The organism is Streptomyces sp. NPDC005281 (genome assembly GCF_040607495.1).
Classification (GTDB): domain Bacteria; phylum Actinomycetota; class Actinomycetes; order Streptomycetales; family Streptomycetaceae; genus Streptomyces.
In genome coordinates, this window is sequence record NZ_JBEXGX010000003.1 from 103,829 (window position 1) to 125,655 (window position 21,827).

Sequence of the window (21,827 nt, forward strand, 5' to 3'; positions counted from 1 at the left end):
AGCCGTCGATACGGGCCTACGATCGTCACACGAAAGCACTGCCGGGGTGCCTCACAGCAGCGTAACTTAGCGTCCCAAGACACCCGCTGCCTGTGCACTGCCCGCGTCCAACCGCCCGAGGGGTCCCGTTCCGTGAGTCTGCATCCGAGTCTTCAGTCCTACGCCGACGCCTGGACCCACTCGATCGAAGCGATAACCGAGCTGGTGCAGCCGCTTGTGGAGGGCGAGTGGAACCGGCGGACCCCGTGCCCCGGCTGGTCGGTCCGTGACATCGTCTCGCATGTCATCGGCCTGGACTGCGAGATGCTCGGCGACCCGCGGCCGATCCACACCCTTCCCCGCGACCTCTACCACGTGACGAACGAACACCAGCGGTACATGGAGATGCAGGTCGACGTGCGCCGCCACCACACGGCGCCGGAGATGACCTCCGAGCTGGAGTACACGATCATCCGCCGCAACCGGCAGCTGCGGAACGAGTCCCGGCAGCCCGACGCCAAGGTGCGCGGCCCGCTCGGCACCGAGGTCACCCTGGAACACGCGATGCGCAACCGCGCGTTCGACGTGTGGGTGCACGAGCAGGACCTGCGGTACACGCTGGGCCGGCCGGGGAACCTCGACTCCCCCGGTTCCCTGATCGTGCGGGACCAGCTGCTGGCGGCGCTGCCGAAGGCCGTCGCCAGGAACGCGGGGGCGCCCGCGAACTCCGCGGTCGTCTTCGACGTGCACGGTCCGGTCGAGTTCCTGCGCACCGTCCGTGTCGACGCCGACGGGCGCGGGACGATAGACGGTTCGCCCTCCCTCGGGCCCGCGGTGACCCTCGGTCTCGACTGGGAGACCTTCGTCCGGCTCGCCTGCGGCCGCGTCCACCCCGACACCGTGTCCGACCGCATCAAGGCCGAGGGCGATCCCGAACTGGCCGCGGCGATCCTGCGCAGCCTCGCCGTCACGCCGTAGCCGACGGCCGCGGGGCGGTTCCGCACGCGGCGACGGGGCGGGGCCTGCCCCCGCCCCTCCGTCCCGCTCCCGCTCCCCACTTCCCGACCTCGGCACCGGCACCGGCACCGGCACAAAGGCGGTGCGCCTTCCGGCGGTTACGCCGGTACGTGCACCGTCTCCACCCGGCTGGCCACGAGCCGCTCCCGCTCCCGGCGGGCCGCCTGCTTGCGCAGCCGGAAGATCTGGCTCAGCCCCGCCGCCTGGAGCACGAACACGGCGGCGAAGGCGATCCGGTAGTTGTCGCCGGTGGCGTCGAGCAGGACACCGATGGCCAGCAGCGTCGTCATCGAGGCGACGAAACCACCCATGTTGGTGATTCCGGACGCGGTGCCCTGACGCTCCGGCGGATTCGCCGGACGGGCGAAGTCGAAGCCGAGCATCGAGGCCGGCCCGCAGAACCCGAGCACCGTGCACAGCACGACCAGCAGCCACATCGGCGCGTGCGCGCCGGGGTACACCAGCACCCCGGCCCACGCGACGGCCGTCGCCGCGACGGTGCCCAGCGCGAGCGGCAGCCGCGCGGTGTGGTGCCGGGCGACGATCTGCCCGTACACCAGCCCGGCGCCCATGTTGGCCAGGACGACGAGGGTCAGCAGCTCACCGGCCGTGGCCCGGCTCAGACCCTGCGCCTGGACGAGGAACGGCATCCCCCACAGCAGCAGGAACACCATCGCGGGGAACTGCGTGGTGAAGTGCACCCACAGACCGAGCCGGGTGCCGGGCTCCCGCCAGGACGCGGCGATCTGCCGGCGGACGTACGCGGCGCCCCGGTGCGGGAACGGCTCGGGTTCGTGGCCCTCGGGGTGGTCCTTCAGGAACAGCAGGAGCAGGACGAGGACGAGCACACCGGCGGCGGCGCTGCCCGCGAACGCGGCGGTCCAGCCGACCCCGTGCAGCAGCCGGGCGATCACGAGCGTCGAGACGAGGTTGCCGGCCATGCCGGCCAGGCCGGCGAACTGCGCGACGAGCGGTCCGCGCCGGGCGGGGAACCATCGCGTGCCGAGCCGCAGCACGCTGATGAACGTCATCGCGTCACCGCAGCCCAGAAGGGCGCGCGAGCCGAGCGCCATGCCGTACGAGGAGGAGAACGCGAAGCCCAGCTGCCCCGCCGTGAACAGCAGGACGCCGATGGTCAGCACCTTCTTGGTGCCGAGCCGGTCGACCAGGAGCCCGACGGGTATCTGCATGCCCGCGTACACGAGGAGCTGGAGGATGGAGAACGTGGACAGGGCGGAGGCGCCCACGTGGAAGCGGTCGGCCGCGTCGAGCCCGGCCACCCCCAGGGACGTACGGAAGATGACCGCGACGAAGTAGACCGAGACGCCGATGCCCCAGACGGCGATGGCGCGCCGGCCGCCGGGCGGGTCGCCGGGCAGCGTGGCCGAGGAGCTCATCGGACCTCGCCCCGGGCCAGGTTGGAGAACCAGCTGACGTGTCCGTGGATGAGGCCGACGACCGCGTCGGCGTCGCCGGAGCGCAGCGCCTGGAGGATCTGTTCGTGCTCGACGAGCGTCTTGGTGATCCGGTCGGGGTGCGCGTGCATGACGGCGACTCCCATCCTCAACTGCCGGTCGCGAAGCTGGTCGTAGAGCCGGGAGAGGATCTCGTTGCCGCCGCTGCGGACGATCTCGGCGTGGAAGCAGCGGTCGGTGACGGCGGCGGCGGCCAGGTCCCCGGCGGCGGCCTGCTCCTTCTGCTGGGCGAGCAGTTCCTCCAGCCGGGCCAGGAGCCGCGGCGACGCCGGTACGGCCTTGCGCGCGGCGTGCTCCTCGACGAGCTGGCGGGTCTCGACCACGTCCGCGATCTCCTGGGCGGAGACCGGCAGGACGAGCGCGCCCTTCTTCGGGTAGAGCCTGATCAGCCCCTCGGCCTCCAGGCGGAGCAGCGCCTCGCGGACCGGGGTGCGGGACACGCCCACGGCGTCGGCGAGCTCGCCCTCGGTGAGCAGGGCCCCGCCCTCGTAACGGCGTTCCAGGACACCGTCCTTGACGTGGGCGTACACGCGGTCGGCCGCCGGCGGCTGTTTCAGGGGAGGTTGTCCGGGGGGTTGTACGGGCGCGGGTGGGGCTGAAGGCATGCGCACATCATAGATACAACACGTACGCATGCCCGGGGGCATGTCAGCATGCGGACCCCAACAGCCCTCGCCTGTAACCCAGGTCACATGAATTTCGCCCGTTTGCTGTGCATCCCTTTGCGCGCCCCGGGAGTCTGAACGTGGGACGGCATCGCTATGTGCCGTTCTCCCAGGGGCATTTCGCGCATACGGAGCGTTTATTTTGATTACCGGCATTAAGGGCACGCGTTTCCGCAGGGCCGCCGCTGTGACCCTCACGACCGGCGCCGTGCTGGCAGCCGGAGCCTTCGGCGCCGCACCCGCGGGCGCCGTCGCCACACCCACGATCGCCGCCAAGGGCGGCTATGTGATGAACAACGGGACGGCCGCGTCCCTGTACAGCAAGGCGGCGGACACGAAGCTGTCCACCGGCTCCACCACGAAGATCATGACGGCCAAGGTCGTGCTGGCCCAGACGAACCTGAACCTGGACGCCAAGGTCACGATCCAGAAGGCGTACAGCGACTACGTGGTCGCGAACAACGCCTCGCAGGCCCACCTGATCGTCGGCGACAAGGTCACCGTCCGTCAGCTCCTCTACGGTCTGATGCTGCCGTCCGGCTGCGACGCCGCCTACGCGCTCGCCGACAAGTTCGGCTCGGGCACGACGCGCGCCGCCCGCGTGAAGTCGTTCATCGGCAAGATGAACTCGGCCGCGACGAGCCTGCACCTGACGCACACGCACTTCGACTCGTTCGACGGCATCGGCAACGGCAACAACTGGTCGACGCCCCGCGACCTGACGAAGATCGCCAGCAGTGCCATGAAGAACTCGACGTTCAAGGCGGTCGTCAAGACCGTGTCCACCAAGCAGAAGGTGACGACCGCGAGTGGCGGCTACCGCTACTACACGTGGGAGAACACCAACAAGCCGCTGCTGAACGGCTACTCCGGCACGATCGGCATCAAGACGGGTTCGGGCCCCGAGGCGAAGTACTGCCTCGTCTTCGCCGCCACCCGCAACGGCAAGACGGTCATCGGTACCGTCCTCGCCTCCACGTCGATCACCCAGCGCACGTCGGACGCCACCAAGCTGATGAACTACGCCTTCGCCCGATAAGTCGCGCGGACAGCGAGAACAGACACACCAGAGGGGCCTGCCGGGCGGTGCGCGGCGGGCCCCTCTGGTGTTCCTGGCCGTCCGGGAGACCCGGCACGGACATGCCGAGGGCGCCTCCTCACGTAAAAGAGGAGGCGCCCTCGGCGGATACGGATCGCTTGCGGCCGGGCGGACTCACGCCCGCACGGCCGGCCGGCTCACGCCCAGGTGATCAGCCGCTTGGGCTGCTCCAGGACGGCCGCCGTGTCGGCGAGGACCCTGGAGCCCAGCTCGCCGTCGACCAGGCGGTGGTCGAAGGAGAGCGCCAGCGTGGTGACCTGGCGGGGCTTGACCTTGCCCTTGTGGACCCAGGGCTGGAGCTTGATCGCGCCCACCGCGAGGATCGCGGACTCGCCGGGGTTGAGGATCGGCGTGCCCGTGTCGACGCCGAAGACGCCCACGTTGGTGATCGTCACCGTGCCGCCCTGCATCGCGGCCGGTGAGGTCTTGCCCTCGCGGGCCGTGGCCACCAGTTCGCCCAGCGACTCGGCCAGCTGCGGCAGGGTCTTGGTGTGGGCGTCCTTGATGTTCGGCACGATCAGGCCACGGGGGGTGGCGGCGGCGATGCCCAGATTCACATAGTGCTTCTGGACGATCTCCTGTTCGGCCTCGTCCCAGGACGCGTTGACGCCCGGGTTGCGCTTGATCGCGACCAGCAGGGCCTTGGCGATGAGCAGCAGCGGATTGACCCGCAGCCCCTGCATGTCCTTGTCCTGCTTGAGCTCCTCGACCAGGCGCATCGTGCGCGTCACGTCGATCGTCACGAACTCGGTGACGTGCGGCGCGGTGAACGCCGAACCCACCATCGCGGTGGCGATCGCCTTGCGGACACCCTTCACCGGGATCCGGGTCTCCCGCGCGCCGTCGTACGACGCGGCCGGGGCCGGAACCTGAGGCTGGACGCTGGCGGGTGCCTGCGCGGCCGGAGCCGGGGCGTGCGGGACCGCGACCGGAGCGGGTGCCTGCGCCGGGGCGGCCGCAGCGTGCACGTCCTCCCGCGTGATGATGCCCTCCGGGCCGGACGGGGTGACCGTCGCCAGGTCGACCCCGAGGTCCTTGGCCAGCTTGCGGACCGGGGGCTTGGCGAGCGGCCGCTCACGGACGGCGGGCCCGTGGCCGTTGAGCTCGCCCTGGATCGCGGTGGCCGCGAAGAGCGTCTCGCTCGGCCGGTCCGGGACCTCGGCTCCCTTGCGGGGGCGCCGCTTGGTGGACGACACCGCCACGCCGTACCCCACGAGGACCGGCGTGCGGGTCGCGGGCTTGGCCTCCTCGGCGGGGGCCGCCTCCACCGCAGGAGCGGCGGAAGCAGCCGGAACCGCAGGAGCGGCAGGTGCCTGTTCGGCGGCCGGGGCCGCCTGCGCGGGCGCGGCCCCACCGGCCACGTCCACCGCGATGATCACCTGGCCGACGTCCACCGTCGTGCCCTCGGGGAAGTGGAGCGCGGCCACCACACCGTTGAACGGGATCGGCAGTTCGACCGCGGCCTTGGCGGTCTCGACCTCACACACGACCTGGCCGTCGGTGACCGTGTCACCGACCTGGACGTACCACTTGAGGATCTCCGCCTCGGTGAGCCCCTCGCCCACGTCGGGCATCTTGAACTCGCGGAGTCCCGACGCGTTCTCAGTCATCGTCGTCACGACTCTCTCCTAGTACGCCAGCGAGCGGTCGACGGCGTCGAGCACCCGGTCCAGGCCCGGAAGGTACTCCTCCTCCAGGCGGGCCGGCGGGTACGGGGCGTGATAGCCGCCGACCCGCAGGACGGGCGCCTCCAGGTGGTAGAAGCACCGCTCGGTGATGCGGGCCGCGATCTCCGCGCCCGTGCCGAGGAACACCGGGGCCTCGTGCACCACGACCAGGCGGCGGGTCTTCTCGACCGAGGCCTGGATGGAGTCGAAGTCGATCGGCGACATCGAGCGCAGGTCCAGGACCTCGATCGACTTGCCCTCCTCCTGGGCGGCCGCGGCGGCCTCCAGGCAGACCTTCACCATCGGGCCGTAGGCGACCAGGGTGAGGTCGCTGCCCTCGCGTGCCACCCGCGCCCCGTGCAGCGGACCGGGGATGGCCTCCTTGTCGACCTCGGCCTTGTCCCAGTAGCGCCGCTTCGGCTCGAAGAAGATCACCGGGTCGTCGCTCTGGATGGCCTGCTGCATCATCCAGTAGGCGTCGCCCGCGTTCGAGGGAGAGACCACCTTCAGGCCCGCCACGTGCGCGAACAGCGCCTCGGGGGACTCCGAGTGGTGCTCGACGGCGCCGATGCCGCCGCCGTAGGGGATACGGATGACGACGGGGAGCTTGATCTTGCCGAGCGCCCGCGCGTGCATCTTCGCGAGCTGGGTGACGATCTGGTCGTACGCCGGGAAGACGAATCCGTCGAACTGGATCTCCACGACCGGGCGGTAGCCGCGCAGGGCCAGGCCGATCGCGGTGCCGACGATGCCCGACTCGGCGAGCGGGGTGTCGATGACCCGCTCCTCGCCGAAGTCCTTCTGGAGTCCGTCGGTGACCCGGAAGACTCCACCGAGCTTGCCGACGTCCTCGCCCATGATGAGGACCTTGGGGTCGGCGTCCAGGGCCGTGCGCAGCGATTCGTTGATCGCCTTGGCCAGCGCCATCTTCTCTGTCGCCATGGCTACTTGCCCTCCCCCGCGTCCGCGAACGACGCCTGGTAGGCGGCGAACTGGGCGCGCTCCTCGTCGACGAGCGCGTGCCCGTCCGCGTACACGTTCTCGAAGATGGCCATGTGGTCCGGGTCCGGCATGGCCCGTACGACCTCGCGCACCCGCTTGCCCAACGCTTCGCTCTCGGTCTCGAGTTCCGCGAAGAACGCCTCGTCCGCGTGGTTCGCGTCCTCCAGGTGGGCGCGCAGACGCAGGATCGGGTCCTTCGCCTCCCACGCCTCGCGCTCCTCGTCGGCCCGGTACTTGGTCGGGTCGTCGGAGGTGGTGTGCGCGCCCATGCGGTAGGTGAAGGCCTCCACCAGGGTGGGGCCCTCGCCGTTGCGGGCCCGCTCCAGCGCCCACTTGGTGACCGCCAGGCAGGCGAGGACGTCGTTGCCGTCGACGCGGACGCCGGGGAAGCCGAAGCCCTGCGCGCGCTGGTACAGCGGCACGCGCATCTGGCGCTCGGTCGGCTCGGAGATCGCCCACTGGTTGTTCTGGCAGAAGAACACGACCGGCGCGTTGTAGACCGCCCCGAAGTTGAACGCCTCCATGACGTCGCCCTGGCTGGAGGCTCCGTCACCGAAGTACGCGATCACGGCCGAGTCGGCGCCGTCCTTGGCGACGCCCATGGCGTAGCCGGTGGCGTGCAGCGCCTGCGAGCCGATGACGATCGTGTACAGGTGGAAGTTGTTGCTGTTGGGGTCCCAGCCGCCGTTGTTCACACCCCGGAACATGCCGAGCAGATTGGTCGGGTCGACCCCGCGGCACCAGGCGACGCCGTGCTCGCGGTAGGTCGGGAAGACGTAGTCGTCGTCGCGGGTGGCCCGGCCCGAACCGATCTGGGCGGCCTCCTGGCCGAGCATCGAGGCCCACAGGCCCAGCTCGCCCTGGCGCTGGAGGGAGGTGGCCTCCGCGTCGAAGCGACGGCTCAGGACCATGTCCCGGTACAGGCCGCGCAGCTCCTCGGGGGTGATGTCGGCGACGTACGGGTCGTACGTGGCGTCCTTGACCCGCTTGCCCTCCGGGGTCAGCAGCTGAATGAGCTCCGGCTCGCCGCCCGTCGCACCGGGCGACTTCTTGGCGGCCGCGCCGGCGCTCTTGCTCGCGGCGCTCCTGGTACCGGTCGTACTGGCGCTCGCGGCGCTCTTCGTACCGGCGCTGCGTCGCGGCTTGCGCGCGGCAGTGCTCTCCACGGTCACGTGTGCTCCTCCGTCGGTCCGGCCCCCGGGGTTGCCGGAAGGCTGGGGTCCCCCTCGCTCGCGGTTCGAGCTCGGGAGAGCGGCTCGCCTGTTCCGGCACCCGTGCACGGGGTGGGTGCCACTCGGCCGGGAACAGGCGTGACAGGTGCCCCGGCGAGCGCCCTGCAACTGCCACGTTACCCAGTGCTTCACATTTCTGTGAAACCCCTCCTGACCTGCGATTTTTATAGGAAATCCAAGTACTTGGAAACGTGGATTTCCTACTAGATCGAGCAGATCGGAACAGTCGCTGGTCACAGCACTGGTAACAGCCTTGCAGGGGGCCGGAACACCGGCACGTTATCCCGGCCACCCCAGGCTCGGGAAGAGTTCACCTGGGGCAATGCCCATGATCGTGTGTGACACTGACTTTGTGGGTGAAATCGGGAAAATCACTGTATTCCTCCTCGATGACCACGAAGTGGTCCGCCGCGGTGTCCACGAACTGCTCTCGGTCGAGGGCGACATCGAAGTGGTCGGAGAAGCGGGTACGGCGGCCGACGCACTGGTACGGATCCCGGCCACCCGCCCGGACGTGGCCGTTCTGGACGTGCGCCTCCCGGACGGCAGCGGCGTGGAGGTCTGCCGCGAGATCCGCTCGGCGAACGAGGACATCAAATGCCTGATGCTGACCTCGTACGCCGACGACGAGGCCCTGTTCGACGCGATCATGGCGGGCGCCTCGGGCTATGTCCTGAAGGCCATCCGCGGCCACGAGCTGCTCTCGGCCGTACGGGACGTGGCGGCCGGAAAGTCCCTGCTCGACCCGGCGGCCACCGCACGGGTCCTGGAACGGCTGCGGGACGGCGGAGGCGCCAAGGACGAAGGCCGGCTCGCCCGGCTCACCGACCAGGAACGCAGGATTCTCGATCTGATCGGCGAAGGGCTCACCAATCGCCAGATCGGGGAGCGACTGCACCTCGCCGAGAAAACGATCAAGAATTACGTGTCGAGCCTGCTGTCCAAACTGGGAATGCAGCGCCGTTCGCAGGCAGCCGCCTATGTGGCGCGCAAACAGGCGGAACGACAGCACCATTGAGGGAATCCGGACGCCGCGCGTGAATGGTCCGGCAGGCGTACCGGAGACGGCACGCACGCCGCGCACCGCACGCGGTAGCGGGGTCCGCACGCAGTACCCGGGTCACACGCAGCACGCGCGCGTGAAGCCCGTCGTGGGCTCCCCGCGCGCGTGAAGGTCTGCTTTCCCAGGTCCGTCCGGCCCCGGGAAGATCAGGTCAGCCCACGGCCCCCGTGGCGGGGGACTCGGTGCCGCCGCCGGCCGGATCACCGGTCGTCGGTTCCGACGTCGGCGTGGTCGGCTCGCTCGTCGGCGACGCCGTGGTCGGCGTGGTCTTCGTCGGCTCGTCGGTCGGTTCGTCCGTCGGCGCCTGGGTGGTGGTGTTCCGGGTCGGCTGGTACGACGGGGTGTAGTCCGGGTTGCCGCCGGTGTTGGTCGAGTCGTCCGAGGTGCTGTCGCCCGTGGACTGGTCCGTGGAGTCGTCGGTGGGCTGCTCGGTGGACTGGTCGCTCTTGCTGGAGTGCGAGACGGTCGGCGACGGCGTGCTGCCGGTCCCCGTACCCGTGTGGTTGCCGGTGTTGTGGAGCGCCAGCGCGACACCGCCGGCGATGGCGATCATCGCGAAGACCGCGAGGATCCACAGCTTGCCGCGGCCGCCGCCCCGGTTGCCGTGGCCCTCGAAGCCGCCGTCGTCGCCGCCGGCCCCGTATTGCGGGATGAGCGGCGCGGGGATCTGCGTGGTGCCGTAGTCGCCGGGGTGCGGCAGCGCGGCCGTGCCGGCGAAACCGGCTCCCTGGCCGTGCATCCCCTCGTGCATGGTGACCGGGCCGGTGTTCCAGGTGCCGGTGTGGCTGCCCTGGTCGTACAGCATCTGGAGCGCGTACTGGACCAGTCCGCGCATCTCCTCGGCGGTCTGGAAGCGGTCGTCCGGATCCTTCGCGAGGGCGCGCATGACGAGTCCGTCGAGCTCCGGCGGCACCTCGCCCGAGACCTCCGAGGGAGGCAGCGGGATGTCCTGGACGTGCTGGTAGACCACCGACAGCGGCGTCTCGCCGGTGAACGGGGGCCGCAGCGCGAGGAGTTCGTAGAGCAGACAGCCGGTCGCGTACAGGTCGGAACGGTGGTCGACGGCCTTGCCGAGCGCCTGCTCCGGGGAGAGGTACTGCGGGGTGCCCATGACCATGCCGGTCTGGGTCATCGTCGACTGCGCGCCGTGCAGGGCACGCGCGATGCCGAAGTCCATCACCTTGACCGCGCCGGTCTCCGTGATGATCACGTTCGCCGGCTTGATGTCCCGGTGCACGATCCCGTGCTGGTGCGAGTAGGCCAGGGCCTCCAGGACACCGGAGACGATGATCAGCGCCTGCTCGGGCCCGGGGGCCTCGGCGTTGATCAGCAGATCGCGGATCGTGTGACCCTCGACGATCTCCATGACGATGTACGGGACGACCCCGTGCCCGACGACGTCCTCGCCGGAGTCGTACACGGCGACGACCGCATGGTGGTTGAGCCCCGCGACCGACTGTGCCTCACGTGTGAAACGCGCCTTGGACACGGGGTCCTCGGCCAGGTCGGAACGGAGCAGCTTGACCGCCACGGTCCGCCCCAGGCGCACGTCCTCGGCGGCGAACACCTCGGCCATGCCGCCCCGGCCGAGCCTGTGGGTCAGCCGATACCGGCCGTCGCCGACCAGCCCGCCGTTGCCCCACAGCTCCGGCGCATCCGACATACCGCCGCCAGTCGCCTCGGGGTCGGACGGGCCCTGAGCGCGCTGCTGCTGTGCCATCAGTCCTCGCCGTCGTTTCTGCCCGCGGTCTGCGCGGTGGTTGTTACGGTCTCCGTCGGGCCACGCTACAGGCTCCACGCCTGGCGCCGGTCCGAGATGAGCGTGAGATGGACCGGCATCCAACCCGCCGGAGGCCCGTAGGTGCAAATTCCGTGTACCGGCCGTACGTCACCTGTAACGCTTCCGCGACGCTTCTTTCTCAGACGGTCACGGAACGGGCACCGAGCTTGACGTGTCCGTGCCCTCGGGCAGACTTGGCCCGGAATAAGCCAATCGATCACCGATGCCGCGGGGGACGCAGAACATGAGCCAGGACGGCGCACAGGGCCGGTACGCGGGGCGCGCGGTCGCCGGCGGCCGCTACCAGTTGCGCGATCTGCTCGGCGAGGGCGGTATGGCCTCGGTGCACCTCGCCTACGACTCGGTGCTCGACCGGCAGGTCGCCATCAAGACGCTGCACACCGAACTCGGCCGGGAACAGGCCTTCCGCGAGCGCTTCCGCCGCGAGGCCCAATCGGTGGCCAAGCTCACGCACACGAACATCGTGTCGGTGTTCGACACCGGCGAGGACGATCTCGACGGTATGACGACGCCGTACATCGTCATGGAGTACATCGAGGGCAACCCGCTCGGCTCGGTCCTCGACGCGGACATCCAGCAGTACGGCGCGATGCCCGCCGACAAGGCCCTGAAGATCACCGCGGACGTGCTGGCGGCCCTGGAGATCAGCCACGAGATGGGGCTGGTCCACCGGGACATCAAGCCGGGCAACGTGATGATGACCAAGCGCAACGTGGTCAAGGTCATGGACTTCGGCATCGCCCGCGCCATGCAGTCCGGCGTCACCTCGATGACCCAGACCGGCATGGTCGTCGGCACCCCGCAGTACCTCTCCCCGGAGCAGGCCCTCGGCCGGGGCGTCGATGCCCGGTCCGACCTGTACTCGGTCGGCATCATGCTGTTCCAACTGGTCACCGGGCGGCTGCCGTTCGAGGCGGACTCCCCGCTGGCCATCGCCTACGCGCACGTCCAGGAGGAGCCGGTCGCGGCCTCCTCGGTCAACCGCTCGCTGCCGCCGGCCGTGGACGCGCTGATCGCCCGGGCGCTGAAGAAGAACCCGAACGAGCGCTTCCCGAGCGCCGAGATCATGCGGGACGAGTGCCTGCGGGTCGCCCAGTCGTTCCAGCCGGCCGCGCCGAACATCGTGCCGGGTGCCCCGATGCCGAGCGGTTCGGGCGTCGGCTCCGCCGTGTTCCCGCCGGTCGACCAGGCCGCCCCGGCGCCCGGCCCCGTGCAGACGCCGTACCAGCCCGGCCCGTACGGCACGCCGACGCCCGCCCCGGCGTACGGCTACCCGCAGCAGGGCGGCTACCAGCCCCCGCAGACCTCCGCGTACGCCGGGCAGCACGGCGGTCCCTCCACGCCTCCCCCCTACAACCTCTCGCCCCAGCCCGCCACCGGCGGCCCGGGCGGTGGCAGGAGCAACAAGGCGGTCGTGATCGGCGCTGTCGTGGTCGCGCTCGTGGCGGTCGGCGGCCTGATCACGGCGCTCGTCATGAGCGGCGGGTCCGGCGACGACAACAAGGGCGGCGGGCACAGCACCGCGAGCACGTCGACCACCGCGGTCGCGGGACACAAGGGCCCGGACACGTCGAAGACGATCGACACCGAGAAGTGCACGGACCCGACGGAGTCGTACGACGACCCCAAGAAGATCCAGGTCCCGAGCTTCCAGTACAAGGACCTCAGCTCGGTGAAGTCCTGTTTCCAGGCCGCCGGTTGGCAGATGAAGATCACACGCGTGGACGAGAACACCTACGGCGAGGACTCGGTCATGGACCAGTTCCCCTCCGCCGGTGACGACGTCGACCCCAAGAACATGCCCGAGATCGAGCTCAAGGTGTCCAGCGGCAACCCCTCCTAGCGTCCCCGGACGCTCCCGGTCGGCCGGGATGTCCGTGCGCGCTCCGGCGGCACACGCGTGAACGGGCCCGGCACTTGAGTGCCGGGCCCGTCTGTCTGTCTGTGCCGGGGTGACCCGGGATCGCGAGGGTGGTTGCCGGGGGGGCGTGGGATCGCCGGGGTGGCGTGGCGACGCGGGATCGCCGGGTGACGCGGGTCGCCGGGGTGGCGTTCGCGACGCGGGATCGCCGGGTGGCGTGGGTGGCCGGGCGGCCACCCACGTGGTTACAGGTACGGTCCGCCCGAACGGCCCCCAGTGCGGGGGTCCTCGTCGCCCTCCAGACCGCCCACACCCGGCGGAAGCGCACGGCGCATCTGCTCCAACTGCGCCCTGGCCGCCATCTGCTGGGCGAACAGGGTCGTCTGGATCCCGTGGAAGAGCCCTTCCAGCCAGCCCACCAACTGAGCCTGCGCGATCCGCAGTTCGGCGTCGCTGGGGGTCGCCTCGTCCGTGAAGGGCAGGGAGAGCCGCTCCAGTTCCTCCACCAGCTCCGGTGCGAGGCCGTCCTCCAGCTCCTTGACGGAACTCGTGTGGATCTCCTTGAGGCGGACCCGGCTGGCCTCGTCCAGGGGTGCGGCGCGCACTTCCTCCAGCAGCTGCTTGATCATGCTGCCGATGCGCATCACCTTGGCGGGCTGTTCCACCATCTCCGTCACCGGGATCTCGCGGGAGTCCTCGTCCCCGGTACCGCCGAGCGCCATTCCGTCCTGGCCGACAACCAGGATCTGAGGGTTCTCCGGCGACCGTTCGTTCCTCGGCATCTCCATGCCGCCATTCTCTCGCACCCACGTACTCCATCACGGTGGTGCCCCCCGTACACGGTGATCCACCACCTGGACCGGCCCAATTGGCGAATCGACGCGGTTCCACGGCCTCTGAAGTGCGCGAATGGCGTCACTTTCTGCCGAGATGCCGGGATCACCGCGTCATGTGAGGCTGGTTCCGTCGATCACGGCACCCGTCTTGGCGAACCGTTCCGGGAGGGGGTCACCGACGTGACTCCATGGCTGCGCACCCTGCCCACGGCCGGGCTCCTCGCGGCCGTCCTGCTGAACGGCGCCGGTCCCTTCGCGAACGCCGCCCCGGCGGGCTCGCGAGGCCCTTCGTCCGCAGTCCCGGCGCGCTCCGGAAACCTCTCCCGCGCCGACCCCGCCGGCTCCGCCGTCTCCGGGGCCCGCTCGGCCACGACCACCGCAGGCACCGGCACCCGCGCGGACAGCACCCTCACCGGCTCCGGGACTCCCTCGGACAGCACCCCCACCGGCTCCGCGGGTCCCTCGCACGGCGGCACGCCGGTTCCGTCGGCGGATGAGAGCGCCTCGGCGGCTCCGTCGGCCCGGGGGACCACTTCACCGGTTCCTCCGGCCGGGGGAACCGCTTCGCCGGCTCCGTCCGCCCACGGATCCGCGGGCCCCGGGGCGCCCGGCCCCACCGCCTCCGATCCCGCTCGGCCCACCACCACGGCGGACCCGTCCCGCGCGGGCAGCTACGCGGGCGAGGGACGCGAGCGGCCGGGCCGGACGGCGGAGCCGGACACCACGGACAGCCAGGACGGCCCCGGCAGCCCGGACCCGGACGGCACCGCCGGCTCCGGGCTCCAGGACACCGCCCCCGCCGCCGACACCGGGCTCACGGAACCGAGTACGGCCCCCGAGCCCTCGCGCGACAACGCTGTCCCCGTCCAGCAGAGTGTCGTGGGCCCCGGCTCCACACCCGACGCGGACCTGGCGATCCTGCCGCTGGGCAGCGGCCTGATCCTCATCGGCCTGGGCTTCGCGCTGGCCTTCCTGGGCCTGCGGGTACGCCGCGGCTGAGACAGTCCCGGCGCGGACGGACCCCCGGGTGCACCGAGCACGAGCGTTCACGGACGGACCCCGGTGCACCGATCAGGACTGTTCGCGGACGGACCCCCGGTGCACCGAGCACGGGCGTTGTCGTCGTCGGCAGTCAGGGCGCGATGAGCAGCACCTTTCCGATGTGGCTGCTCGCCTCCAGCACCCGGTGCGCTTCCGCCGCGTCGCTCATGGGCAGCTCGCGGTCGACGACCGGGCGGACGTGGCCGGATTCGAGCAGGGGCCACACGTGCTCACGTACGGCCGCCACGATCGCCGTCTTCTCGCTGAGCGGCCTGGCGCGGAGCGAGGTCGCGCTGACGGCGGCGCGCTTGTTCATGAGGGCGGCGATGTTCAGCTCCGCCTTGACGCCGCCCTGCATGCCGATGATGGCGAGGCGTCCGTTCACGGCGAGGGCGCGTACGTTCGGGTCGAGGTACTTGGCCCCCATGTTGTCGAGGATGACGTCGGCGCCCGCCCCGCCGGTGGCCCGCTTGATCTCCTCCACGAAGTCCTGCTCGCGGTAGTTGATCAGGATGTCCGCGCCGAGCTCCGCGCAGAAGTCGAGCTTCTCCTTCGTACCCGCCGTGACCGCGACCTTCGCGCCGACGGCCTTCGCCAGCTGGATCGCCATCGTGCCGATGCCGCTGGAGCCGCCGTGCACGAGCAGGGTCTCGGTGGGGCGCAGATGGGCGACCATGAAGACGTTCGACCAGACGGTGCACGTCACCTCGGGCAGCGCCGCCGCCTGCCGGATGTCCAGGCCCGCGGGCACGGGCAGCAACTGCCCGGCCGGAACGGCGACCTTCTGGGCGTATCCGCCGCCCGAGAGCAGCGCGCACACCTCGTCGCCGACCGACCGGCCGAGGACGCCCGGGCCGACCGCGGCGATACGCCCCGAGCATTCGAGTCCGGGGTAGGGGGAGGCGCCGGGCGGCGGGTTGTACATGCCCTGCCGCTGGAGCAGATCGGCTCGGTTGACCGCGCCGGCCACCACCTCGACCAGCACTTCGCCCTCGGCCGGCACCGGATCGGGAACCTCGTCCCACACCAGCGCCTCGGGCCCACCAGGTTCGGGAATCGTGATCGCGTACATGAGAGGGACGCTACTCCTGGCAGGTGCCGTCTACTCCCGCGGCAGGGGCCGAATGCCCGGGGCCGTCCGGTTGCCCCGCTCGACCCGCGCGATCGTGATCAGCCGGTCCGTCAACTCCAGCGTGCCGACGTCCGGATCGCCGTATCCGAGCACGCGATGCCCGCGTACGACGCTGACCACCAGGTCGGTGGTCTCGCGGGCGCCCAGGCCCACTTCGGCCTTCGTGACGGGCCGCTCCACGATGTCGAGCCCGCTGCCCTGATGGATCAGGTCCTCCATCACCATGCCCGCGGCGGGGCTGAGCACGGAGAGCCCGAGCAGCCGGCCGGCCGCGCTGGCGCTGGTGATGACCGCGTCGGCGCCGGACTGGCGGAGCAGCGGCGCGTTCTCCTCCTCGCGGACGGCGGCGACGATCTTCACCCCGCTATTGAGCTGCCGTGCCGTCAGGGTGACCAGCACCGCGGTGTCGTCCCGCTGGGTGGCGATGATGATCTGCCGTGCCCTGTGGAGCTCGGCCCGCATCAGCACATCGCTGCGCGTGGCGTCCCCGGTCACTCCCGCGTATCCCTCGGCCGCCGCCGCGTCGACCACTCCGGAGCTCGGGTCGACGACCACGACCTGTTCCTTCCTGAGCCCGGTCGCACAGAGCGTCTCGACGGCCGACCGCCCCTTGGTCCCGAAGCCGACAACGACAGTGTGATCCCTCAAGGCCGCCCTCCAGCGTTTTCTCGAAAGTACCTCTGGTCGACCGATGGCATCGCGGCCACTGCCGACGACGCTACCGGCAGCACCGACGCCGAGCCCGCGTTCCGGCCCGTGACCGGGTCCCGTCCCGCTCCGGGAGCCGTTCAGGCTCGTCGCGCCTAGCCTGATCAGGAGGGCGTACCGGCCGCGGCCCGAGGACGGGTGATCCGTGAACGACAGCTCTTCGGTGCGGGGCCTGCCTGATCGGCCGGTCGCGCCGGCCAGGCAGACGAGCCAGTGGTTCGAGACCCTGGCCGAAGCAAGCACTCGCATGGGGACCACGCTCGATCTGCGCCGGACGGCCATGGAACTGGTGCAGGTGCTCGTGCCCGGGCCGGCGGACTCCGCCGGCGTGCACCTTCTGACGGACATACTCGAACCCGGCACGGCCCGCCCCCCGGGGAGGACCACGGTGCAGCGCCTGATGGTCCACTACCTCGACCCGTCGGCGCCCGCCGACGCGCTGGCTCCCGGCATGACCTTCCCCATCCCTCCGGGCTCGGTGTACGAGCAGGTGCTCACCGAAGCGCGGCCCATGGACCTGCGGAGGGCCGACTTCTCCCGACTGCTCGCCGATCCGCTCAGCGAGCCGTTGCGGAGCTACCTGCGCGCTCGGGCCGGTTCGGCCCGCATGATCCCGCTGACCGCCCGCGGCACGGCGCCGGGCCTCGTGGTCGTCACCCGCTCTCGCGCCCGGGAGCCGATCGACGACCAGGACCGCGCGCTCATCGACGAACTCGTCAGCCGCGGAGCCCTGCACATCGACAACGCCCGCTTGTACGCCGAACAGCGGCGCGTGACGGAGGAGTTGACCAAGGTCAATGCCGAACTGCGGCAGGCGCATGCCCGTACCCGCGAGGTCGCCGTGACCCTCCAGCAGTCCATGCTCTACTCACCGGATCTGCCCCACCACCAGGACATCGCCGTGCGCTACCTTCCCGCGGTCCAATCGCTCAACGTGTGCGGCGACTGGTACGACGTGGCCGACCGAGCCGACGGTGACTTCTCCGTCACGGTCGACACCGGCCTGGGCCGCCTGACCGACGTCCTCACCGCCCACAGCCGACTCGCCCCCGGGCCCTTGGCCGACACCGTGCTCGGCGACCTCGGACTCACGGCCGGCGGCCGCGACGACACCGCTCTCGTCCTGGTCCGCCTGTGACAGCCTCGTCGTGGACCATGGTCACCGTGCTGTCCGACCGGATCACTGTCACAGGGGGCGATCGATGAAGGACGAGAACGGACCATCGTCCAGGACGAACAGGTTCTCGATCTTCCGGTCACTCTGGTACCGGTCGAGGGCCGAGGCCCTGGACGACGCCGAGGCCGGACGTTCCATCACGATGCCCGTCGCGCGCAGCGTGCCGCCGCTCCAGCAGGTTCTGCGGCGCTTGGCCATGGCCCTGGTGATCCTTCTCGTCACGACACTCGTGGTCTGGTTCGACCGTGACGGCTACAACGACAACGCGAACGGCAGCGTCGACTTCCTCGATGCCGCCTACTACGCGACCGTCACCCTCTCCACCACCGGATACGGCGACATCACCCCGGTCAGCGACACCGCACGACTCGTCAACATCTTCGTCATCACGCCCCTGCGCGTCCTGTTCCTGATCATCCTGGTCGGCACCACGCTCGAAGTGCTCACCGAGCGCACCCGCCAACAGGTGCGCGTCCATCGCTGGCGCTCCCATCTGCGGGATCACGTGGTCGTCGTGGGTTACGGGACCAAGGGCCGGCACGCCATCGAGGTGCTTCTGGGACAGGGCATCCACAAGGACAAGATCGTTGTCGTCGATCCCGAACCGAGGGCCGCGGAGGCCGCCAGCAGTGACGGGCTGGTGTCGGTGCTCGGCGATGCCACCCGGTCGGACACTCTGCGAAAGGCCGAGCTGCACAGTGCCACACGAGTGATCGTCGCCCCGCAGCGGGACGACACCGCCGCTCTGGTCACCCTGACCGCACGCCAGCTCAACAAGCACGCGACCATCGTCGCCGCGGTACGGGAGGACGAGAACCTTCCGCTGCTGAAACAGAGCGGCGCCGACACGGTCGTCACCAGTTCCAGTTCCGCGGGACGCCTCCTCGGCGTATCCATGTCCAACCCTCATCTCGCGGACACGCTCGAGGATCTGATGACGTACGGGCATGGACTCGACCTCGTGGAGCGGCCCGTGGCCGCGGATGAGATCGGCCGGTCACCTAGGGAGTGCACGGACCTGGTCGTGGCCATCGTCCGCCGGAAGAACGTCTTCGACTACACCGCACCGGAAGCCGCCAGCCTCCGGGCCGGAGACCGCGTGATCTCGATCAGGCAGGCGGTACCCACCCGCTGATCGGGCGGCACGCGCCGACCGGATGCCGATGGGCCGGGCGGCACGAGAGGTTCGTCCGCCTGGCGGGCGATCGTGTCACCGCCGGGGAGTGTTTCACGTGAAACACTCCCCGCTCGGATTCGTGCCGCCGACGTCCGGACCGGTTCAGACGAAGCACGCGTCGATCCCCGCGGCGGCCCACGGCAGATCGATGAGGTCCAGCTCCTGCCCGGCCCGCGCCCCGCCCGGCGGTACGACGGCGAGCGCGTCGGCGGCGGCGATGCCCCGCAGCATCGCCGGGCCGTTGTAGTGCAGCGGCGTGGCACGTTCACCGCGCAGCGAGACGGGAATGAGCCGGGTGTCGTACGGGTGCCCCTGCACGGCTTCCCCGAGAGGCAGCGTGTAGGGCTCCGGGGCCGTGCGTCCGGCCAGCGTGCGCAGCATCGGCTCGGCGAGCGTGAGCAGTCCGGAGACGGCGGCGAGGGGGTTGCCGGGCAGGCCGACGAGGTGCTGGTTCTCCTGGGTGCGGGCCAGCAGCATCGGGTGCCCCGGCCGCACCTTGACGCCGTCCACCAGAAGTTCGGCGCCGATCCTGCTCAGGATGGGGTGGACATGGTCGACGGGGCCGCCGGCGGTGCCGCCGGTGGTGACGATCAGATCGGCCCGGGAGCCGGTGATCGCCTTGTGCAGCGCCTTGGCGTCGTCACCGAGCCTGCGTACGGCGACGACCTCGGCGCCCAGCGCCCGCAGCCACGGCGGCAGCATGGGCCCGAGCGCGTCCCGGATGAGCCCGTCCCGGGGCAGTCCCCCGGTGAGCAGCTCGTCGCCGAGGACGAGAACCTCGGCGCGCGGGCGGGGGACGACGGCGAGCGTGTCGTAGCCGGCGGCCGCCGCCAGGCCCAGCACGGCGGGAGTGACCAGAGCTCCGGGCGGCAACAGCTGATCGCCGCTGCGGCACTCCTGGCCGCGGGGACGGATGTCCTGCCCGTGCGCGAGCGCCAGGACGCCCCGGGAGCGTGCGGGGCCCTGCTCCTGCGCGACGCCCGCGTGCAGCCGTCCCTTGTCGTCGAGGCGGCCGTGCTCGCTACGCAGAACGGCGGTCGCGTCCCGCGGGACGCGCGCCCCGGTGGCGATCCGGACCGCCTCGCCGTCACTGAGCCGCTCCGGCTCCGCGTGCCCGGCGAGTACGCCGTCCTCCCGCACCTCCCAGGGCCCAGGTCCCGCGACCGCCCAGCCGTCCATGGCGGAGGTGTCGAAGGAGGGGAGGTCGGTGAGCGCGGTCAGGGGAGCGGCGAGGACGAGGCCGAGGGAGGCGTCGAGGGGGACCGGGACGGGAGTACGACGGGACAGCGAGCGGGCGGCCCGCTCGGCGATCGCCCGGGCCTCCGGCCACGGGGTGGACCGGTGACGGGGGTGCTTGCCCTCGCCGCCGTCCTGGGCGCCGGGCACCAGGACCGCCGGGTCGGTTCCCTGGGGGCCCGGGACGGCACGCTCCGCGCGGCCGGGCTCGCCGGACGCGCGTGCGCTCTCGCCTCTGACCAGGGCGAGTGCCTCCTCGACGTCGAAGTCGTCGGCGTCCTCGGTGTCCCGGCTGTCCTGGCCGTCCCGGGTGGAGCGGGCGGCGGTCATCCGGCGTCCGGCTCGGTGGCGGGCGACGCGGGAGTGGCGGGCGGCGCGGTGTCCCCCTGCGCGTCGGGGGTGTCCTCGTCGGCCCAGCGGACCGCGAGCGCGGCGGCCTTGCGGGCGGCCTCGGCGACCGCTTCCGGGCCTCCGCCGGCCCGCGCGGCGGCGTATCCGACGAGGAACGTGGTCAGCGGCGCGGCCGGCCTGGCGACGCCGTGCGCGGCGTCGCGGGCCAGGTCGAGCAGTACGCCGGTGTCGACGTCCAGGTCGATGCCCAGCTCGTCCTTGACTGCGGAAATCCATTCATCCAGCACGTGACCATGCTCCCTGATGCGTGCTCGTGCGGCGGCGATGTCGCCCCAGGTGTCGCAGTCGAAGGACGCGACGGGGTCGGTGACGCGAGTGAGATCGAGGGCGGCGACGAGCCGCCGCAGTGGCAGCCCGGAAAGGCCCCCGCGCTCGGCGGCGAGCACGGCCAGCTCACGGCGCAGCGCGTCCGCCCGGTAGACAGCCACGAGCGGCTGATCCCGCCCACCGGAATCGGTGAGGAGGACTCCGTCGGGCTGGGACCGGAAACTGCGGCGGTCACCACGGGCACCGCGACCGTCCTCGCCGATGCCGTTCCCGCTGTCGTGGGTGCCGGGGCTGGCGGGGCCGGCAGGGCCGGTGTAGTTCCGGTCGTGGCCGTGGCGCCGGGCGCCGTCCCTGCCGTCGCCGGTGCCGGGGCCGTCCTCGCGGGCATGCCTGGCGGGACCGGTGCCGTTCGCGGCATCGCGGGTGCTGGTGTCGGCGTCGCGGGTGCCGTTCACGGCGTCGCGGGTGCTGGTGTCGGCCTCGGCGGTGTCGGTGTCGGTCTGGGGCGGGTGGGTCGTTTCGGGAGCGGTCGGGGTGGCTTGCGGGGTGCCGCCGGTGTGAAGGGTGTCCAGCAGGCGCCGGACCGTCTTCTCCTCCAGGAACGGCAGGTCGGCCGAGAGGACGAGCACGTACGGCGCCCGGGTGTGCCGCAGTCCGGCGTCGAGCGCGGCGAGCGGTCCCCCTCCCGGCGGGTCCTCGCGGGCCCACTCCACGGGGCGCGCCGTGGGCCTGGGTTCGGCCACGACCACCGTGCGGGTGGCATCGGCACACGCGGCCAGCACCCGGTCCAGCAGTGTCCGGCCGCCCACCCGCACACCGGGCTTGTCCTCGCCGCCGAGCCGCCGGGCGGCACCGCCGGCGAGCACGACGGCGTCGTACCCGGCGCCGGCACCGGAAGAGCCCGGTCGCCCGCTCGCGCTCTCGGGCTCGTACGCGGTCATGCCCCGAGTATGGGCGCCCGGGGATTCGGTGCCACCCCCG

General features: G+C 71.1%; 17 protein-coding genes and 1 pseudogene. 7 read left to right on the forward strand and 11 right to left on the reverse strand.

Annotated features, from left to right (window positions below):
- Positions 1 to 132: 132 nt before the first annotated feature.
- A complete protein-coding gene (locus ABZV42_RS05625) occupies positions 133 to 957 on the forward strand; it encodes a maleylpyruvate isomerase family mycothiol-dependent enzyme (protein ID WP_355981873.1) in 825 nt (274 codons plus the stop codon).
- A 137-nt stretch (positions 958 to 1,094) separates the two neighbouring features.
- On the opposite strand, the gene ABZV42_RS05630 is transcribed toward ABZV42_RS05625, so the two are convergent.
- Together ABZV42_RS05630 and ABZV42_RS05635 are read right to left on the reverse strand one after the other, a co-directional pair.
- Positions 1,095 to 2,393, reverse strand: a complete 1,299-nt coding sequence (locus tag ABZV42_RS05630) for an MFS transporter (RefSeq protein ID WP_355981871.1) — start codon at positions 2,391 to 2,393, stop codon at positions 1,095 to 1,097.
- Positions 2,390 to 3,076: a GntR family transcriptional regulator gene (locus ABZV42_RS05635; protein ID WP_356050957.1), complete on the reverse strand. Its 687-nt coding sequence runs from the start codon at positions 3,074 to 3,076 to the stop codon at positions 2,390 to 2,392. The genes ABZV42_RS05630 and ABZV42_RS05635 overlap by 4 nt, the downstream gene beginning before the upstream one ends.
- Before the next feature lie 202 nt (positions 3,077 to 3,278).
- On the opposite strand from ABZV42_RS05635, the gene ABZV42_RS05640 reads away from it, so the two are divergent.
- Positions 3,279 to 4,175 carry a D-alanyl-D-alanine carboxypeptidase gene (locus ABZV42_RS05640; protein ID WP_355981867.1) on the forward strand — a complete coding sequence of 299 codons (897 nt, stop codon included), beginning with the start codon at positions 3,279 to 3,281 and terminating at the stop codon, positions 4,173 to 4,175.
- Between the two features lie 197 nt (positions 4,176 to 4,372).
- Here ABZV42_RS05640 and ABZV42_RS05645 read toward each other — a convergent pair whose 3' ends face one another.
- From ABZV42_RS05645 to pdhA, 3 genes are read right to left on the reverse strand one after another with little or no spacing between them, the layout of a single operon-like run.
- Positions 4,373 to 5,854 (reverse strand): dihydrolipoamide acetyltransferase family protein, encoded by a 1,482-nt coding sequence (locus ABZV42_RS05645; protein WP_356050958.1) that lies wholly within the window; start codon positions 5,852 to 5,854, stop codon positions 4,373 to 4,375.
- Between the two features lie 9 nt (positions 5,855 to 5,863).
- Positions 5,864 to 6,844 (reverse strand): alpha-ketoacid dehydrogenase subunit beta, encoded by a 981-nt coding sequence (locus tag ABZV42_RS05650; RefSeq protein ID WP_355981863.1) that lies wholly within the window; start codon positions 6,842 to 6,844, stop codon positions 5,864 to 5,866.
- 2 nt (positions 6,845 to 6,846) lie between these two features.
- Positions 6,847 to 8,076, reverse strand: coding sequence for a pyruvate dehydrogenase (acetyl-transferring) E1 component subunit alpha (pdhA, locus tag ABZV42_RS05655; RefSeq protein WP_355981861.1), 1,230 nt, complete (start codon positions 8,074 to 8,076; stop codon positions 6,847 to 6,849).
- A 412-nt stretch (positions 8,077 to 8,488) separates the two neighbouring features.
- On the opposite strand from pdhA, the gene ABZV42_RS05660 reads away from it, so the two are divergent.
- A complete protein-coding gene (locus ABZV42_RS05660) occupies positions 8,489 to 9,154 on the forward strand; it encodes a response regulator transcription factor (RefSeq protein WP_355981859.1) in 666 nt (221 codons plus the stop codon).
- A gap of 196 nt (positions 9,155 to 9,350) precedes the next feature.
- On the opposite strand, the gene ABZV42_RS05665 is transcribed toward ABZV42_RS05660, so the two are convergent.
- Positions 9,351 to 10,919, reverse strand: coding sequence for a protein kinase (locus ABZV42_RS05665; RefSeq protein ID WP_356050959.1), 1,569 nt, complete (start codon positions 10,917 to 10,919; stop codon positions 9,351 to 9,353).
- Between the two features lie 304 nt (positions 10,920 to 11,223).
- Here ABZV42_RS05665 and ABZV42_RS05670 point away from each other — a divergent pair, with 304 nt between their 5' ends.
- Complete coding sequence (locus ABZV42_RS05670; RefSeq protein WP_356050960.1) at positions 11,224 to 12,843, forward strand: protein kinase; 1,620 nt, start codon at positions 11,224 to 11,226, stop codon at positions 12,841 to 12,843.
- Positions 12,844 to 13,106: 263 nt separating this feature from the next.
- Here ABZV42_RS05670 and ABZV42_RS05675 read toward each other — a convergent pair whose 3' ends face one another.
- Entirely contained in the window at positions 13,107 to 13,649 is a 543-nt protein-coding gene (locus tag ABZV42_RS05675; protein WP_355981853.1) for a bacterial proteasome activator family protein, read from the reverse strand.
- Positions 13,650 to 13,877: 228 nt separating this feature from the next.
- Between ABZV42_RS05675 and ABZV42_RS05680 the strand changes: the two genes are divergently transcribed.
- Complete coding sequence (locus ABZV42_RS05680; protein WP_356050961.1) at positions 13,878 to 14,696, forward strand: hypothetical protein; 819 nt, start codon at positions 13,878 to 13,880, stop codon at positions 14,694 to 14,696.
- Positions 14,697 to 14,829: 133 nt separating this feature from the next.
- On the opposite strand, the gene ABZV42_RS05685 is transcribed toward ABZV42_RS05680, so the two are convergent.
- Positions 14,830 to 15,810: an NAD(P)H-quinone oxidoreductase gene (locus ABZV42_RS05685; RefSeq protein ID WP_355981850.1), complete on the reverse strand. Its 981-nt coding sequence runs from the start codon at positions 15,808 to 15,810 to the stop codon at positions 14,830 to 14,832.
- Between the two features lie 30 nt (positions 15,811 to 15,840).
- Positions 15,841 to 16,533, reverse strand: a pseudogene (locus ABZV42_RS05690) (NAD(P)-binding protein); the annotation flags it as partial.
- 190 nt (positions 16,534 to 16,723) lie between these two features.
- Here ABZV42_RS05690 and ABZV42_RS05695 point away from each other — a divergent pair.
- Together ABZV42_RS05695 and ABZV42_RS05700 are read left to right on the forward strand one after the other, a co-directional pair.
- Positions 16,724 to 17,716 (forward strand): hypothetical protein, encoded by a 993-nt coding sequence (locus ABZV42_RS05695; RefSeq protein ID WP_356051064.1) that lies wholly within the window; start codon positions 16,724 to 16,726, stop codon positions 17,714 to 17,716.
- Positions 17,717 to 17,780: 64 nt separating this feature from the next.
- Positions 17,781 to 18,890, forward strand: a complete 1,110-nt coding sequence (locus ABZV42_RS05700; protein WP_356050962.1) for an NAD-binding protein — start codon at positions 17,781 to 17,783, stop codon at positions 18,888 to 18,890.
- Between the two features lie 144 nt (positions 18,891 to 19,034).
- Here the strand turns inward: ABZV42_RS05700 and ABZV42_RS05705 are convergent, their stop codons facing one another.
- Together ABZV42_RS05705 and ABZV42_RS05710 are read right to left on the reverse strand one after the other, a co-directional pair.
- Positions 19,035 to 20,498 carry a molybdopterin molybdotransferase MoeA gene (locus ABZV42_RS05705; RefSeq protein WP_356050963.1) on the reverse strand — a complete coding sequence of 488 codons (1,464 nt, stop codon included), beginning with the start codon at positions 20,496 to 20,498 and terminating at the stop codon, positions 19,035 to 19,037.
- On the reverse strand, positions 20,495 to 21,787 hold the full coding sequence (locus ABZV42_RS05710; RefSeq protein ID WP_356050964.1) for an NTP transferase domain-containing protein: 1,293 nt from the start codon (positions 21,785 to 21,787) through the stop codon (positions 20,495 to 20,497). The genes ABZV42_RS05705 and ABZV42_RS05710 overlap by 4 nt, the downstream gene beginning before the upstream one ends.
- Positions 21,788 to 21,827 lie beyond the last annotated feature (40 nt).

Coding starts and splice junctions, on each gene's coding strand:
- ABZV42_RS05630 (WP_355981871.1), bottom strand. CDS start 2,393: ATGAGCTCCTCGGCCACGCTGCCCGGCGACCCGCCCGGCGGCCGGCGC.
- ABZV42_RS05635 (WP_356050957.1), bottom strand. CDS start 3,076: ATGCCTTCAGCCCCACCCGCGCCCGTACAACCCCCCGGACAACCTCCC.
- ABZV42_RS05650 (WP_355981863.1), bottom strand. CDS start 6,844: ATGGCGACAGAGAAGATGGCGCTGGCCAAGGCGATCAACGAATCGCTG.
- ABZV42_RS05665 (WP_356050959.1), bottom strand. CDS start 10,919: ATGGCACAGCAGCAGCGCGCTCAGGGCCCGTCCGACCCCGAGGCGACT.
- ABZV42_RS05670 (WP_356050960.1), top strand. CDS start 11,224: ATGAGCCAGGACGGCGCACAGGGCCGGTACGCGGGGCGCGCGGTCGCC.
- ABZV42_RS05675 (WP_355981853.1), bottom strand. CDS start 13,649: ATGGAGATGCCGAGGAACGAACGGTCGCCGGAGAACCCTCAGATCCTG.
- ABZV42_RS05685 (WP_355981850.1), bottom strand. CDS start 15,810: ATGTACGCGATCACGATTCCCGAACCTGGTGGGCCCGAGGCGCTGGTG.
- ABZV42_RS05700 (WP_356050962.1), top strand. CDS start 17,781: ATGAAGGACGAGAACGGACCATCGTCCAGGACGAACAGGTTCTCGATC.
- ABZV42_RS05705 (WP_356050963.1), bottom strand. CDS start 20,498: ATGACCGCCGCCCGCTCCACCCGGGACGGCCAGGACAGCCGGGACACC.
- ABZV42_RS05710 (WP_356050964.1), bottom strand. CDS start 21,787: ATGACCGCGTACGAGCCCGAGAGCGCGAGCGGGCGACCGGGCTCTTCC.